This window comes from Evtepia sp. (assembly GCF_034090835.1).
In the GTDB taxonomy this organism is placed as follows: Bacteria; Bacillota; Clostridia; order Oscillospirales; family Oscillospiraceae; genus Evtepia.
In genome coordinates this window covers 45,371-59,795 of sequence record NZ_JAXDRS010000034.1, presented here as the reverse complement: position 1 = coordinate 59,795, position 14,425 = coordinate 45,371, and the positions used below count along the sequence as shown (strand labels likewise).

13 protein-coding genes are annotated in these 14,425 nt (G+C 60.2%); 9 read left to right on the top strand and 4 right to left on the bottom strand.

What is annotated here, in order from left to right; all coding sequences use genetic code 11:
• The first annotated feature begins 33 nt into the window (after positions 1-33).
• A complete protein-coding gene (locus tag SOR61_RS06945; protein WP_320611943.1) occupies positions 34-1,008 on the top strand; it encodes an MBL fold metallo-hydrolase in 975 nt (324 codons plus the stop codon).
• A 54-nt stretch (positions 1,009-1,062) separates the two neighbouring features.
• On the opposite strand, the gene SOR61_RS06940 is transcribed toward SOR61_RS06945, so the two are convergent.
• The 3 genes from SOR61_RS06940 to SOR61_RS06930 all read right to left on the bottom strand — a co-directional run bounded on the left by SOR61_RS06940 (position 1,063) and on the right by SOR61_RS06930 (position 4,943).
• Entirely contained in the window at positions 1,063-3,201 is a 2,139-nt protein-coding gene (locus tag SOR61_RS06940; RefSeq protein ID WP_320611942.1) for a M56 family metallopeptidase, read from the bottom strand.
• Positions 3,202-3,243: 42 nt separating this feature from the next.
• Positions 3,244-3,606 (bottom strand): BlaI/MecI/CopY family transcriptional regulator, encoded by a 363-nt coding sequence (locus SOR61_RS06935; RefSeq protein WP_320611941.1) that lies wholly within the window; start codon positions 3,604-3,606, stop codon positions 3,244-3,246.
• Positions 3,607-3,716: 110 nt separating this feature from the next.
• On the bottom strand, positions 3,717-4,943 hold the full coding sequence (locus SOR61_RS06930; RefSeq protein WP_320611940.1) for a class I SAM-dependent rRNA methyltransferase: 1,227 nt from the start codon (positions 4,941-4,943) through the stop codon (positions 3,717-3,719).
• Positions 4,944-5,073: 130 nt separating this feature from the next.
• Between SOR61_RS06930 and SOR61_RS06925 the strand changes: the two genes are divergently transcribed.
• Complete coding sequence (locus SOR61_RS06925) at positions 5,074-5,910, top strand: Cof-type HAD-IIB family hydrolase (protein WP_320611939.1); 837 nt, start codon at positions 5,074-5,076, stop codon at positions 5,908-5,910.
• 66 nt (positions 5,911-5,976) lie between these two features.
• On the opposite strand, the gene SOR61_RS06920 is transcribed toward SOR61_RS06925, so the two are convergent.
• Entirely contained in the window at positions 5,977-6,816 is an 840-nt protein-coding gene (locus SOR61_RS06920) for a pyridoxamine kinase (protein WP_320611938.1), read from the bottom strand.
• Between the two features lie 421 nt (positions 6,817-7,237).
• On the opposite strand from SOR61_RS06920, the gene SOR61_RS06915 reads away from it, so the two are divergent.
• The 7 genes from SOR61_RS06915 (at position 7,238) to SOR61_RS06885 (ending at position 14,421) form a co-directional block, all read left to right on the top strand.
• Positions 7,238-7,561, top strand: coding sequence for a hypothetical protein (locus SOR61_RS06915; protein ID WP_320611937.1), 324 nt, complete (start codon positions 7,238-7,240; stop codon positions 7,559-7,561).
• Positions 7,562-7,704: 143 nt separating this feature from the next.
• The gene (locus SOR61_RS06910) at positions 7,705-9,258 is read left to right on the top strand and encodes an ABC transporter substrate-binding protein (protein WP_320611936.1); all 1,554 of its coding nucleotides are present in this window, start codon (positions 7,705-7,707) and stop codon (positions 9,256-9,258) included.
• 73 nt (positions 9,259-9,331) lie between these two features.
• Positions 9,332-10,273, top strand: coding sequence for an ABC transporter permease (locus tag SOR61_RS06905; protein ID WP_320611935.1), 942 nt, complete (start codon positions 9,332-9,334; stop codon positions 10,271-10,273).
• A 47-nt stretch (positions 10,274-10,320) separates the two neighbouring features.
• Positions 10,321-11,169: an ABC transporter permease gene (locus tag SOR61_RS06900; protein ID WP_320611934.1), complete on the top strand. Its 849-nt coding sequence runs from the start codon at positions 10,321-10,323 to the stop codon at positions 11,167-11,169.
• A 7-nt stretch (positions 11,170-11,176) separates the two neighbouring features.
• A complete protein-coding gene (locus SOR61_RS06895) occupies positions 11,177-11,992 on the top strand; it encodes an ABC transporter ATP-binding protein (RefSeq protein WP_320611933.1) in 816 nt (271 codons plus the stop codon).
• Complete coding sequence (locus SOR61_RS06890; RefSeq protein WP_320611932.1) at positions 11,970-12,698, top strand: ATP-binding cassette domain-containing protein; 729 nt, start codon at positions 11,970-11,972, stop codon at positions 12,696-12,698. The genes SOR61_RS06895 and SOR61_RS06890 overlap by 23 nt, the downstream gene beginning before the upstream one ends.
• A 43-nt stretch (positions 12,699-12,741) precedes the next feature.
• On the top strand, positions 12,742-14,421 hold the full coding sequence (locus SOR61_RS06885; RefSeq protein ID WP_320611931.1) for an S-layer homology domain-containing protein: 1,680 nt from the start codon (positions 12,742-12,744) through the stop codon (positions 14,419-14,421).
• Positions 14,422-14,425: the final 4 nt, after the last annotated feature.

Genomic DNA, 14,425 nt, shown 5'->3' with positions numbered 1-14,425 from the left:
TTTATGACGACGGAAAGGATAGGAGGAAACGATATGATGGAATTCGAGCAGGTGAGAGGAAACACCTGGGTGCTGAAAAGCTGGGAGCTCATCCCTGTGTATCGGTTGGATGAGCACCAGTGTATTCTTTTGGACACCGGCCTGGCCCGTCAGCGGGAAGAGCTGAAAACCGCCCTGGACACCTTCCAGCTGGAACCGGTGGGGATCATTTGCAGCCATGCCCACATTGACCACATGGGGAACAACGCCTTCCTTATGGAGACCTACGGGACCAAGCTGGCCATGGCGCTGGGAGAGGCCGGACATCAGTTCTCCTATCTGGGCCTGAACGTGGCCAACTTCGTGCTCTCGCCCAACGACGTGGTGGCCTCTCCGGACCTGAACGGCACCCCCTGCCTGGCAGATCGGGTGATCCTGCCCAACGAGGAGCAGATCACCTTCTGCGGCGTCCCCTTCGACATCATCCACACCCCGGGCCACACCGCGGACCACATCTGCGTGCGCACCCCGGACGACGTGCTCTATCTGGGCGACGCCATGATGACCGGGCGGACCCTCCACCACTCCAAGTTCCCCTATGCCTTCAGTATGCAGGGGTACCTGGACTCCATGCGGAAGATCCGGACCATCCCTGCCGCCAAGTATGTGGTGGCCCACTACGGGGTCTATGACGAGGTCCTGCCGCTCATCGACATGGAGGTGCGCTTCCTGGCCGAGCGGATGCTGGATCTGCTGGACCTGGTGGACGGTTACACCACCCCCAAGAAGATGGCATCCGCCATCTGCCGGGCCTACCACATCGACGCCAAACGCTTGCAGGACCTGGCCTATTTCGAGGCGGTGAGCCAGACCTACATCAACTACCTTCGGGACCTGGGCTACCTGGACGCCTGCATGGAGGACAACCAGATCCTCTACCGGAAGACCCAGGCGGCTGCCGAGCTGGTGCGGAAGAAAACCGAGTCGGTCCTTCCCAAGCCCGGCCTGCTCTCCACAAGCGTGGGATAAACAGCATGAAAAATACGCAGCAGACGAACTGTCTGCTGCGTATTTTTTGTTTTATCATACTGTGGGTTCCAGACGGAAGAGATAGTCCAGCTGTTCCTGTTCAGTTCCCGGATTGGACCAGCAGCTGAGCCAGAGCTGGTCGTCCAGAAGGTAGAGCCGGTAGGGGGTGAGCTGCCCCTTCTTGTCCTGGACCGTGATGACCTCCCTTCTGGCGTAGGGGGTGAGGTCCAGCGTCTTTCCTTCCTCCAGAGGAAGAGAGGAGGCGGTGAGGGCGGTGTGGGTGAAGAGGGGATCGGGGTACTGCGCCTCCTGGGAATAGGCGGAGCTGAGTACATTGACCAGGGTCACTGAGAAGAGCTTCCCGGTGACGATAAACTGGCTGGTTCCATAGAGACTCTGGAGGAAGGCAGCGTCGGCTTTTTCGCCGGAGCCCAGAGTGGGGACGCTGCGCAGGTAGAGGACCTCCTTGAGCGCATAGTGACCCGCTGTGTGGCCGGGCAGAGAGAGGGCAGAGAGCTGGGAGCGGTACTGCTGGTAGACCGCCCGGAACTCCTCCTGGGTGAGGTCCTTGCACTGGGCCATCTTCTCCGGGGTCAGGTGAGACACATGGGTAAAGGTGTCGTAGGTGTAGCCAAAGGTGCCGGCGTTGTCCACCAGGGCCAGGAAGATCCAGGACACCTCATCCAGATACTTCTGGTACCACAGCTGTTCCTCCCGGAACACCGGGGGATTTTCCAGATGGAGGGTGATGCCGTAGGGTTCCTGCTGGGTTTGCAGGGAGATGGTATAGGGGCCGATCACCTGGGGGACGTTCAGGGCCTCCAGGATCTGCATACAGGCCACAGCGTTGCCCACGTAGGGGGTTTTCAGAGCGTACAGGGCGTCCGCCCGGCCGGTGGCGCAATAGGAGGTCAAATCAGACTGGAAGGACTGGTAAGCGCTGGTGGTCTCCAAACCCTCCAGGGGGGCCTGCTTCCGGGTGGAAGAGTAGCCGTCGTGGTTGACCCGGACCAGCGCTGGGGTGCCGTCCTCCTGCTGGGTGAGATAAAAGACAGATCCTGTCCCGGCGCCGGACAGGGCCACAGCACCGTCCTGGGGGGTGAAGCTTTCCAGAGGCTGGTAGGCCAGCGGTTCCCGGGCCTTGAGCAGGGAGACCGCCTGCGCCACCAGTTCTTCGGACAGGGGGACCGGGGCGCCGTGGTCCAGAGTATAGCCCTGGGTGATCATGACCCCTTCCAGCTGGCTCCCTCTGCTTCCGGGGTTGGCCAGCAGCAAGAGACCGGCCAGCAGGGCGATGATCACCCCTGCCAGGGCGACGAAACGGCCTGGATTCTTATAGTCCAGCACGTGTTTGATCCGGAGTAAGGCCGGCCGCTCTCCAAAGGCCAGGGGGACCGGGCTGGGATCGGTGCCCGCCTTGCTCACGGCCAGGAGGGCCTCTGCATACCCGGCGACCTCTTCCTTCCGGAAGGAACAAATCACCGCCTGGTCACAGGCGATCTCAATGTCCTGGCAGAAGAGGCGGTAGGAGAGCCACAGCAGGGGGTTGAACCAGTGCAGGCACACAGCGGCGTAGGCCAGGGGTTTCGTTAAGTAATCCCGCCGCCGGATATGGGCCCGCTCATGGAGCAGCACATAGGGGCGGCAGGCGGGGGAGAGGTCTGCCGGAAGATAGATGGAAGGCCGAAGGAAGCCGCAGACAAAGGGGCTTTTGATCTGGTCGGTTTCGTAGAGATCGTCCTCCAGACGGATGCTCTCCCGCAGACGGCGGCGCAGACGGAGGTAAGAGAGCACGGCCCAGAGGAAGGTTACAGCGGCCCCGGTGAGCCACACGCCAAAAAGGAGGTGAGGCCAGGAGAGGGAAGGGGCAGAACTTGAGGGAGTGACGGGGGCCGGCGCTGCGGAGGGGGGATTCTCAGCGGGAGCCGCCGGGGCGGGGGAATCCTGCTGAGCCGGGGCCGGGGAGGGGAAGAGCTGCTGGATATATGTACCCTGGGTGACTGGCTCCGGAATGAGGCTTACCGGAAGGGAAAAGGTCACGGGGCAGACCATGCGGAGAAAGACCACGGCCCAAAGCAGGCAGAGGATCCAGCGGGGAACTTTTTTCAGGACAAGGCGAAGGACCATCACGTACAGCGCGCCCACGGAAGCTGTGGTGGTCATGACCAATAAGGTGCGGCAGAATGACTCCATAGGAAAACCTCCTTTCAGCGCCCGAAGGCGCGAACCATTGGGTCAACGGCGCTGTTTGTAGTCCTCTAAGAGCTGTTCGATCTTTTGGGCGTCCTCGTCGCTGACCTTGCCGGCCTGGAAAAAGGCGGCCAGAAACCGGGGGAGAGAGCCGCCGAAGGAGCGCTGCAGGACCTCTTGCCCGTCTGCCTGCTGCACTTCTTCCCGCTTCACCAGGGAGGTGACCACGGCGGACTCGTTCTTCAAACAGCCCTTGTCGCACAGGCGCTTGATCACCGTGTAGGTGGTGGTGCGCTTCCAGCCCAGTTGAGCCTCTGCCAGCTTACACAGCTGGGGGGAGGGGACGGGCTCGGAGGACCAGACCAGGTCCAGCAGACGATGGTCGGCCAGAGAAAGGGTGGATTTCATAGAACAGACCTCCAGTCGATGGGATTAGACTGGAATGAGTCTATCATGTTAGACTGAGATTGTCAAGAGAAAACCATCCCCTGCCATAAAGGGTATGGCAGGGGATGGTCTCACACCACCTGAAACAGGTAAAACTTCAAATATTCGGTTTCCGGTACGCCCCAGAGGATGGGGTGGTCTGGGGACTGCCGCCGCTCTTCGATCTGCCGCAGGCTGACGGCAGCGTCCGCTGCGGCCTCCTGCACCATCTTGCGGAAGAGGGGAGCAGTCATGAAATGGGAGCAGGAGCAGGTGGCCAGATACCCGCCCCGGGGCAGGAGCTTCATGGCCCGGAGGTTAATTTCCTTATACCCCCGATATGCGTTCTTGACCGTGGCGCCGCTCTTGGTGAAGGCCGGGGGGTCCAGGATGATGTAGTCATAGGGGTGGGCCTTGGACCGGGAGAGCTCGGTGAGCAGGTCAAAGACGTCTGCCTGGATGGCATCCATCCGGTCGGTCAGGTTGTTGGCCTCGATATTGCGGCGGGTGAGCTCTACGGCGTCCCTGGAGATGTCCACTGCGGTCACATGGGCTGCGCCCCCCTTGGCGCAGTTGAGGGCAAAGGAGCCGGTGTGGGTGAAGCAGTCCAACACCCGTTTCCCTGGGGCCAGGGCGGCTGCCGCCCGCCGGTTATATTTCTGGTCCAGGAAGAACCCGGTTTTCTGTCCATTGATGTAATCCACATCGTAGGCGATGCCGTTTTCCCAGAGGGTGACGTGCCCGTCCAGGTCGGTGGCCAGACCGGGCAGAGGGAAGAAGCCTTTCTCCTGGGGCAGGCCCTCCTTCTCCCGCAGGGCGCCCTCGTTGCGCTCGTAGATGGCCCGGACCGTGATGCCGTAGTCCGGCAGCAGCTGGGTCAGCAGACGGTAGAGGAGCTCCTTTCGCTGGTCCATGCCCAGAGAGAGGACTTCGGTGACCAGGATGTCTCCAAACAGGTCCACCGTAAGGCCGGGGAAGTGGTCTGCCTCTCCGAAGATCAGGCGGGAATAGGGGAAGTCCGGGCCCATGACGGTTTTACGGTAGTCCAGGGCATACTGGAGACGCCGCCGCCAAAAGGCCTCGTCGAATTTGTCGTTGGTGTTCCGGGAGAGCAGCCGCACCCGGATTTTGGAGTGGTCGTTGAGCAGTCCGGCGCCCAGCCAGCGGCCTTTGGCAGAGACCACGTCCACGATCTCCCCATTTTGGCAGGGGCGATCCGGTCCGGTGGTTTCCGCGCCGTATACCCAGGGGTGTCCCCCGCGGATGGCTCGGGCGGCTTTTTCGTTGACGGTGATAACAGGATAGGGTCGAGCGGCCATGGCAAGGCCTCCTTTTCGTCCAATGTCGTGTGGTTCAGTGTATCATATCCCGCTGGTCCAATGCAAGGTGCTGGTCTTTTTCTCTGGGCCGTGCTACAATAAAAGAAAAACGGAACAGGAGGCGGAGCCTATGGGAAACTCCATTCGTCTGGTGGCCCTGGATCTGGACGGGACCCTGCTGAACAGCAAAAAACTGATTAGTCCCCGGAACCTGGCGGCCCTGGAACGGGCCAGAGCCCAGGGGGTCCTGGTGGTGCCCATCACCGGGCGGCCGGCCCAGGGCCTTCCCCAGTCGGTGCTGGACCTGCCCGGTCTGCGGTACGCAGTGACCTCCAACGGGGCCACCATCCGGGACCTGGTGGCCGGCCGGGTACTGCTGGAAAAGCACCTGGACGCCAGGACCTGCCTGGATGTGCTGGAGGCCTGCCGCCACTTTGCCATGATCCGGGAGGCCTTCCGGGACGGGGTGGGGTACCTCTCCCGGGAGGACTACGACACCCTCTGCCTGCGGCACGCAGGCTCGCCCATCCTGCCCTATCTGCTGGACACCCGGCAGGTGCTGCCGGGCACGGTGGTCCAGTTCCTCCAGCGGGACGCCCGGCCGGTGGAGGAGCTCTTCTTCCTCACCGACAGCCCGGAGACGAAAGCGGACCTGCGGCGCACTCTGGAGCCCCTGCCGGGCATCGGCTTTGCCGATCCCTTCCCCAACGACCTGGAAGTGATCGCCGGGGACATCGACAAGGGGGAGGCCCTCCGCTATCTGCTGCGTCAGCTGGACATTGCCCCGGAACAGACCCTGGCCCTGGGGGATGGGGGCAGCGACCTGCCTCTGCTCCAGGCGGCGGGCATCGGCGTGGCCATGGGGAACGCTGTGGACCACGTGAAGCAGGGCGCAGACGCCGTCACCGCCACCTGCGACGAGGACGGGGTGGCCCTGGCCTTGGAACGCTTCGTTCTGGGAGAATGATCGAATACAAAAAGGCCCCTCTCCGCTTTGTCTGCGGAGAGGGGCTGTTTGCCTTAGAAACAGGGGTCAGCGGCCCAGGCTGTGGACCAGCATGGGAATGGCGGACTCGAAGTTCACCCCATACCAACGGGCGTCGGGGTCCTTCTGGGTCTCCCGGATGCACTCCAGGGTGTAGTCTACGGCGACCTTCAGGGCGCCGGTGAGATCTCTGCCGTTCATGAGGGCGCCCACGCAGGCGGAGGCGAACACGTCGCCGGTGCCGTGGAAGCTTACAGGGAGCTTTTCATTAAAGTAGCTGGCATAGGTGTCGGTGGCGGCGTCATAAGCCATGGCGCCGATCTTGCCATCCTCGAAGCTCACGCCGGTGAGGACGGCGGTCTTGCAGCCCAGGCCGGTCAGGTCCTTGAGGACCTTGCGGATGTAAGCCTCGTCATAGTCGTCGCCCACATAGGGGATGCCCAGCATGAAGGAGGCCTCGGTGAGGTTGGGGACGATCACATCGGCCTTGCCGCAGAGCTTGCCCATCTCCTTGGCGAACTCGGGGGTAAAGCCGGTGTAGAGGACGCCGTTGTCTGCCATGGCGGGGTCTACATAGACCAGGGTGCCTTCTCCGCCTAACTGGTCGAAGAACTGGGAGACCAGGTTGATCTGCTCGAAGGAGCCCAGGTAGCCGGTGTAGACGGCGTCAAAGGTGATGCCCTCCTTCTGCCAGTGCTGGGAGATGGGCTCGATCTCCTGGGTGAGGTCGTGGAAGGTAAAGCCCTTGAACCCGCCGGTGTGGGTGGAGAGGACGGCGGTGGGCACCACACAGGTCTCCACGCCCATGGCAGAGATGATGGGCAGAGCAACTGTCAGGGAACATTTGCCCAGACAGGAAATGTCTTGGATCGAAACAACGCGCTTCATAGTTTTTTCCTCCTTGTGTGCAGGCGGCGGTGCTGCTGCCTGGTTCCGGTCAGGGGCGGTGGGCCCCGCTGGTTCTTAGGATAGCATACATCTGGCCTTCATACTATGACCAATCCTGTTTTATTTGGTATGGCCAGTTTGGGCGGGAGAACCAAAAAAGCCTTTCGGGGAAGACCCGAAAGGCTTTTTTGGTGAGTAATAATGGAAGGATTTTATATCAGTCGCGGTGCGGAAAAGAAGGAAGAACCGCAAGCGGACTTATCGAGTGAAAATGAAGGATTTCGTGCAAGTGTCGCAGGAAATCATTCAAAATTCCGGAACACCTTGGCTCCCTTGGAACGACGCTATTATCTAAAAATTTTCCCAAAACGTCAAGGGGAAAAGTGAACAATTCTCTGATAAATCGTGTATTTCCTTCTGTTTGAAACGTCAAAACAGAAAGAAGGAAGAAGAAAAGAAAGTAAGGTTCAGGAAAAAATTACGCAGGAAAATGCAGGAGAAAATAAAAATACCTGCAAAAGTGAGAGAAAAAGGAAGGAAAGTGATCAGTGTCCACCAAAAAGAGACCGGGCAGAGGCACGCCTGCAAAGAGGAAAGAAGCTTGCTGCCGGCGGCGGGACGCAGGATCGGCGGAAGGAGAAGGGCCATGGCGGCCGGTGGAGCGGCAGGGGAAGGGCGCAGGACCGGGAGAAAACAGGATCGGGGCGGGCCCGGAGAAGAATATGGTAAGGATAAAAATTTTTGAAAACCCTGAGAAACCTTGCGGAATTCGAAAGTTTTCCTTGTAATTTGACAGAAACGGTGGTACACTGCAACCGACAATTTAATAATGGGAGATGCTATTTTTGTTGTAACGCCGGGAAGATTTCCCGGCGGAAGGAGAAGTTTATGAAAAAACGTATTTTCGCACTTTTCCTGTCGGTCCTCCTCCTGGCTACTGTACTCTGCGCCTGCGGAGACACGAAGCCCCAGCAGGAGGGTGGATTCGGCAGCGACGGAACGAGCTCTTCCGGAGAGATCCAGACCGGCGGTGAGCTGGTGGTGGGAATCTCTCAAGACCTGGGAGACAGTCTTGACCCGTATCGTATGACGGCTGCAGGAACCAGAGAGGTCTTATTTAACGTCTATGAAGGCCTGGTGAAGCCCGACTCCTCCGGCAACTACGTGGAAGCCGTTGCTTCCAAGTGGGAAATGTCCGAGGACGGCCTCACCTATACCTTTACCCTTCGGGGCGGTGTCCGCTTCCACAACGGCGACACCGTGACCACCGACGACGTTCTTTATTCCTTTAAAACCTGCGCTGCAACCACGGAAGAAGCTGCCCTGGCTGCAGCGCTTTCTGCTATCCAGTCCATCGACGCCAAGGACAACACCATTACCATCAAGCTCAAGGAAGCCAACCCCGACTTCCTGTGCTACGTGGGCATGGTGTTTATCGTCCCCGATGACTACACCCAGCAGACCACGGCGCCCGTGGGCACCGGCCCCTTCAAGTTCGTCTCCCGCTCCGTGCAGGAGAATGTGATCCTGGAGAAGTTCGCAGACTACTGGGGCGACAAGGCCTACCTGGATAAGGTCACCTTCAAGATCTTTGAGGACTCCAACGCCCTCATGTCTGCCCTGAACGCCGGCTCCATCGATATGACCGTTCACCTCACCATCGACCAGGTGAACGCTGTGAGCGGGGACTTCACCACCCTGGAAGGCACCATGAACCTGGTCCAGGCCCTGTACCTCAACCACGACGTGGAACCCTTCGACAACGAAAAGGTTCGTCAGGCTATGTGCTACGCCGTGAACGTGGACGACATCCTGGCCCTCACCGGCGAAGGACACGGCGCTAAGCTGGGTACCTCTATCTACCCCGCCTTCACCAAGTACTTTGACGAGAGCCTGGCTGACTACTACACCTGCGACGTGGAAAAGGCAAAGGATCTGCTCAAGGAAGCAGGCTATGAAAACGGGTTCTCCATGAAGATCACTGTGCCCTCCAACTACAAGCCCCATATGGATGTGGCGGAAGTGCTGGTGCAGCAGCTGGAGCAGGTGGGCATCCGGGCGACCATCGAGCCTGTGGAGTGGGAAACCTGGCTGTCTCAGGTCTACACCAACCGGAACTTTGAGAGCACCGTGGTGGGCTTTGACGCCGCCACCCTCAGCGCCGGTGCCCTGCTCAACCGCTGGATGAGCGACAACGACAAGAACATGATCAACTACAACAACCCCGAGTATGACAAGGTCATGAAAGAAGCCGGTGCATGTTCCGACCAGGAAGAGCAGACCCAGCTGTATAAGGATGCGGCCAAGATCCTCACCGAGACCGCAGCCAACGTCTATATCCAGGACCTGGCGGACTTCGTGCTCATCAAGTCCAACATCAAGGGCTACGAGTTCTATCCCCTGTACGTCATGGACCTGGCCAAGGTCCACTACGTGGCCTGATCGCGATCCCCTTACTACTATGAACGCCCAAGGCAGGTGACGTCCTGCCCCAGAGAGAAAGGAGGGCAAGAAGATGAAATATGTCCTGCGCAAACTCTTGACTCTCATTATTACTTTGTTCATCGTTTCGCTTCTTGCCTTCCTTGCCTTTCAGGTGATTCCGGGCTCCCCTGCCAGCAGTATGCTGGGAACCAACGCCACCCCGGAAAAAGTGGCGGAACTGGAGGCCGAGCTGGGCTTCGATGACCCGGTCCTGGTCCGGTACGCACGCTGGGCCACGGACTTTGTGAAGGGTGACTGGGGCATGTCCTACCAGTATAACCTGCCGGTAAAAGACATGGTGGTGGAGAAGCTCCCCGTAACCATGACTCTGGTCCTTATGGGCTTTGCCATTACGGTGGCGGCCTCGTTCCCCATCGGCATCGCCACAGCCAAACGGGCGGGGGGAAAGCTGGACCGGGCGATCACCGTCCTGAACCAGCTGTGTATGTCCATTCCGCCTGTGTTTGTGGGCATCCTGCTGTGCTTTGTCTTTGGCATCACCCTGCGCATCTTTATGCCGGGGAACTTTGTCTCCTTCCAGCAGAGTCCGGGGCAGTTCTTCCTCTATATGCTCTTCCCGGCCCTGTCGGTGGCCCTGTCCCGGATCGCCATGACCGTGAAGATGCTCCGGTCTTCCATCCTGGATGAGATGAACAAAGACTATATCCGCACTGCCTTCAGCCGGGGCCGGACCCGCTCCGACGCCATGAAGCAGCACGCCCTGAAAAACGCCATGATCCCGGTCATCGCCTTCCTGGCCGTGACTGCGGCAGAACTGGTGGGCGGCAGCATCGTGGTGGAACAGGTCTTTGCGGTCCCCGGGATCGGCCGCCTTCTGCTGGCCGCCATCGGCGCCCGGGACTTCCCCGTGGCCCAGGCCATCGTCGTCATCCTGGCGGCATGGGTCGTGGTGGTGAACTTCATCGCCGATATCCTTTACCAGTATATGGACCCCAGGATCCGCATCCGCTGACCCCCGGGTCCATCACCTATCATCACACAGAGGGGAGGGAAGAGAAGATGCTTCCAACGTCAATCCGGACAAAACGCCGCCGCGCCAAGGGGCAGGAGCCCCAGTACTTTCTGGTCTGCGGCATCGTGATCTGCGCCCTCATGGCCTCCCTCATTCTCGTGGGCTACGTCTGGACCCCCTATGACACCACCGGCATGTCCGGTCAGGACAAGTTCCTGGCCCCCTGCCTGGCCCATCCCCTGGGCACCGACAACTTCGGCCGGGACCTTCTGTCCCGGATCATGGAGGGCGCCGGAAGTACCTTCTTCATTGCCCTGTGTGTGATCCTGATCGGCGGGATCATCGGTACCTTTATCGGGTGTCTCACCGGTTATTTCGGCGGTGTGGCCGACGCCATTCTCATGCGCGTCTGCGACGCCATCACTGCCTTCCCCAGCATCCTGTTGGCGCTGGTGCTCATCGCCGTCTTTGGCCGGGGCACCTACCAGATTATCATTATTCTGGGTATCCTCTTCATCCCCTCCTTTGCCCGTGTGGTCCGGGGAGAAGTGGTGAAACAGAGAAACCTTAACTATGTGGCCTCCGCCCGCCTCATGGGCGCCAGCCACATGCGGATCATCTTCCGCCATATCCTGCCCAACCTCATTCCCATCCTGCTGCCCATCGTCTCCATCGGCTTTAACAACGCCGTGCTGGCCGAGGCCAGCATGAGCTACCTGGGCGTGGGCGTGCTCCCCCCGGACGCGTCCCTGGGCAGAATGCTTTCCGAGTCCCAGACCTATCTGGCCAGAGCCCCCTGGTACGCCCTCTTTACCGGCCTTGCCATCGTGCTCATGATCCTGGGCGTCAGCCTCCTCTCCGAAGGCCTCCAGCAGCGCCGCAGAAAGGAACGGTGAATCCCCTATGTTAGAGATTCAGGACCTCCACGTCCGCTTCCGCAACGCACCCGAGGGCAAAGAAGCCGTGAAGGGCATCTCCTTTGCCATGGACCAGGGAGAGATCCTGGGCCTGGTGGGAGAGTCCGGCAGCGGCAAAACCGTCACCGCCATGGCCCTGGCAGGTCTGCTCTCCAAAACCCGTACGGAAATTACAGGACGTGTCCTCTTTGAAGGCCAGGACCTCTTGCAGGCCTCTCGGGAGACCATCCGCGCCATGCGGGGCAAGGACATCGCCGTGGTCTTCCAGGAGCCCATGACCTCCATGGACCCGGTGATGCGCATCGGTCCCCAGGTAGAGGAAGCGCTCTTGGTCCACACCAACCTCTCCCAGGAGGAGCGCAGAGCCAAGGCCCTCCAGGCCATGGCCGATGCGGAGCTCCCGGACCCCGAAACCCTCTACCGGAAGTACCCCCACGAGCTCTCCGGCGGTATGCTCCAGCGAGCCATGGTGGCTGCCGCCATCATCTCGGAGCCCAAGCTCCTCATCTGCGATGAGCCCACCACCGCCCTGGATGTGACCATCCAGGAGGGGATCCTGGCCCTCTTGAAAAAGATCAACCGGGAAAAAGGCACCGGCATCCTCTTTATCTCCCACAACCTCCACGTGGTGCGAAAGCTGTGCACCCGGGTGGCTGTGATGTGCAAGGGAGAGCTGGTGGAGCAGGGAACCGTGGACCACGTGTTCTTCCACCCCCAGCAGGACTACACCAAACGGCTCATTGCCGCTATCCCAACCAGACGGAAACGAGGTCAGCGTCATGGAACCAATCCTGGAAATTAAACACCTGAACAGTTTCTACCGCCAGGGGGGCAACGCCTTCTCCAAAGGCAAGACCGTGCAGGTCTTAAAGGACGTGTCGGTCACCATTCACCAGGGAGAAGTCCTGGGCCTTGTGGGAGAATCCGGCAGCGGAAAGTCCACCCTGGCCAAGTCCATCCTGGGCATGACCGAGTACCAGGGCACCATTACCCACCACTCCCGCCGCCCCCAAATGGTGTTTCAAGACCCCTACTCCTCCCTGAACCCCGCCTTTACCATCCGGCGGATCGTGGAGGAGCCTTTGCGCATTTATGGCAAGTACAGCCCCCAGGAACGCCGCCGCCGGGCGGAGGAAATGCTGGAGTCTGTGGGGCTGGGCCCCGAGTTCCATGACCGGAAACCGGCGCAGCTCTCCGGCGGCCAGAGACAGCGCGTCTCCATTGCCGCCGCCCTCATCCTCAAGCCCAAGCTGGTGATTCTGGACGAGGCTGTCTCCGCCCTGGACGTGACCATTCAGGACCAGATCCTGGACCTGCTCATGGAACTGCGGGAGACCTATGACCTGAGCTATCTCTTTATCTCCCACGACCTGAACGTCATCTATCAGTGCTGCGACCGGGTGATCGTGATGCAGAAAGGGGTCATTGTGGAGGAAAACACCGTGGACGGGATCTTTGACCAACCGGTCCACCCTTATACTAAACAACTATTAAAAGCGGCGGAATAATAGCGTATAATCAATATATTTAAAAGAGAAAGGAGTCCGCATCATGTATCAACCTTGGAAACGTTGGATGGCCATGGGTATGTCTCTGTGCGTGGCCCTCTCCTTGTTGGTGATGCCGGCCCAGGCCGCAGAGATCCAGAAGAGCCAGCCAGAGCCAGAGACGCCGGCGGTGGAGTCTCAGGAGACCACCACCCCTGCCGCCCCTGGGGAAGAAGAGGCCCAGGCCGCAGAAACGGAGACCACGGAACCGCCCCAGGAGGAGGCACAGCCCGCTCAGCCGGCGGAAGAGACCCCCACAGAGGAAGTGCCCCAGGAAGATCCCGCAGACCTTCCGGATGGGGAGATCAGCCGGTCCATCCCTGCCCTGCGCCAGGATCATCCCGCTTACATTGACGGCTTTACCGACCAGACCTTCCTGCCCGACCAGCAGCTGACCCGGGCCCAGGCGGCAAAGATCGTCTACTGCCTCCTGGAGGACCCTGACAGCGGGACCGGGGACTGCAGCTATGCCGACGTTCCCTCCAACCAGTGGTACGCAAAGCCGGTCCGCGCCCTGTGTGCCCTGGGCCTGCTCCAGAACGACACCTACTTCCGCCCCAACGACAACATGACCCGGGCGGAGTTTGTGACCCTCCTGCTGCGGCTCCATGAGCCGGTGACAGGAACGGTCACCTTCCCTGACGTGCCCTCCACCCACTGGGCAGCCAAGGCCATCAGCGCTGCCGCGACCCTGGGCTGGATCGACGGCTATCCTGACGGGACCTTCCAGCCCCAGAAGGGACTCACCCGGGCGGAAGCCTGCACCATTATCAATCGGATGTGCGGCCGCACCGGTGACGCCAACCAGGCTGCCCTCATTATGGGCCTGGGCCTCTTCCGGGATATGACCGCCAGCCACTGGTCCGCTGTCTACGTGGCCGAGGCCTCTGTGCCCCACTGGTTCGCCGGCGCAGGGAACAGCGAGGTCTGGTACGGCGTGGACCTGACCAAGATGACCTTTGCCTCCGGGATTCATACCGTAGGCGGTGACCTCTACTATGTGGATCGCTACGGCAAGCTGGCTATGGACCAGCAGGTGGGCGCATACTGGGCTGGGCCTGACGGGGTCCTCACCCAGGCAGCTGCCTCCTACCAGATGCCGTCTGTCCCCTACATCAGCCAGATCGACAACATCTATGCCTGGGTGGGCTGCGAAGCTGTGTCCACCCTCATGGGCCTCAAGGCCAAGGGTTACGCCGGAAACGTGGGCGTCAAGTACTTCCTGGACAACCTGCCCCGGTCTCAGTCCGACCCGGAAAAGGGCTTCGTGGGCTCTCCCTATGTCCCGGACCCCACCAAGAAGACCCGTACCACCATCTACCCCGCTAAGCTGGCAGAGTACTCCAACAGCTACTGCGGCGGCGACGTGGTCTGCGAGGACTTCCGCGGCGCTTCCATCACCGACCTGCAGCGGGAACTGCTGGCAGGCAACTGCGTGGTGGGTTACATGACCCTCTGGTGGAAAACCCCGTACTACCGTACGTACTCTATCGAGGGTAAGCCCCAGCGTCTGGTGAGCAACAACCACGCTGTGCTGGTGTGCGGCTATGACCCCCAGAAGGGCTATTTCATTTCCGATCCTTACAACTACTACAACCGGGGAGAGGTCCATCAGTACTGGGAAAACGCAAAGACCTTTGAAGCCATTTGGAACGAACGAAAGACCGGTATGGTCATTCGCTGAGCAA

Excerpts from the sequence above, each read along its gene's own strand:
- SOR61_RS06945 (WP_320611943.1), top strand. The coding sequence starts at position 34 with ATGATGGAATTCGAGCAGGTGAGAGGAAACACCTGGGTGCTGAAAAGC.
- SOR61_RS06940 (WP_320611942.1), bottom strand. The coding sequence starts at position 3,201 with ATGGAGTCATTCTGCCGCACCTTATTGGTCATGACCACCACAGCTTCC.
- SOR61_RS06935 (WP_320611941.1), bottom strand. The coding sequence starts at position 3,606 with ATGAAATCCACCCTTTCTCTGGCCGACCATCGTCTGCTGGACCTGGTC.
- SOR61_RS06930 (WP_320611940.1), bottom strand. The coding sequence starts at position 4,943 with ATGGCCGCTCGACCCTATCCTGTTATCACCGTCAACGAAAAAGCCGCC.
- SOR61_RS06925 (WP_320611939.1), top strand. The coding sequence starts at position 5,074 with ATGGGAAACTCCATTCGTCTGGTGGCCCTGGATCTGGACGGGACCCTG.
- SOR61_RS06920 (WP_320611938.1), bottom strand. The coding sequence starts at position 6,816 with ATGAAGCGCGTTGTTTCGATCCAAGACATTTCCTGTCTGGGCAAATGT.
- SOR61_RS06910 (WP_320611936.1), top strand. The coding sequence starts at position 7,705 with ATGAAAAAACGTATTTTCGCACTTTTCCTGTCGGTCCTCCTCCTGGCT.
- SOR61_RS06905 (WP_320611935.1), top strand. The coding sequence starts at position 9,332 with ATGAAATATGTCCTGCGCAAACTCTTGACTCTCATTATTACTTTGTTC.
- SOR61_RS06900 (WP_320611934.1), top strand. The coding sequence starts at position 10,321 with ATGCTTCCAACGTCAATCCGGACAAAACGCCGCCGCGCCAAGGGGCAG.
- SOR61_RS06895 (WP_320611933.1), top strand. The coding sequence starts at position 11,177 with ATGTTAGAGATTCAGGACCTCCACGTCCGCTTCCGCAACGCACCCGAG.
- SOR61_RS06890 (WP_320611932.1), top strand. The coding sequence starts at position 11,970 with ATGGAACCAATCCTGGAAATTAAACACCTGAACAGTTTCTACCGCCAG.
- SOR61_RS06885 (WP_320611931.1), top strand. The coding sequence starts at position 12,742 with ATGTATCAACCTTGGAAACGTTGGATGGCCATGGGTATGTCTCTGTGC.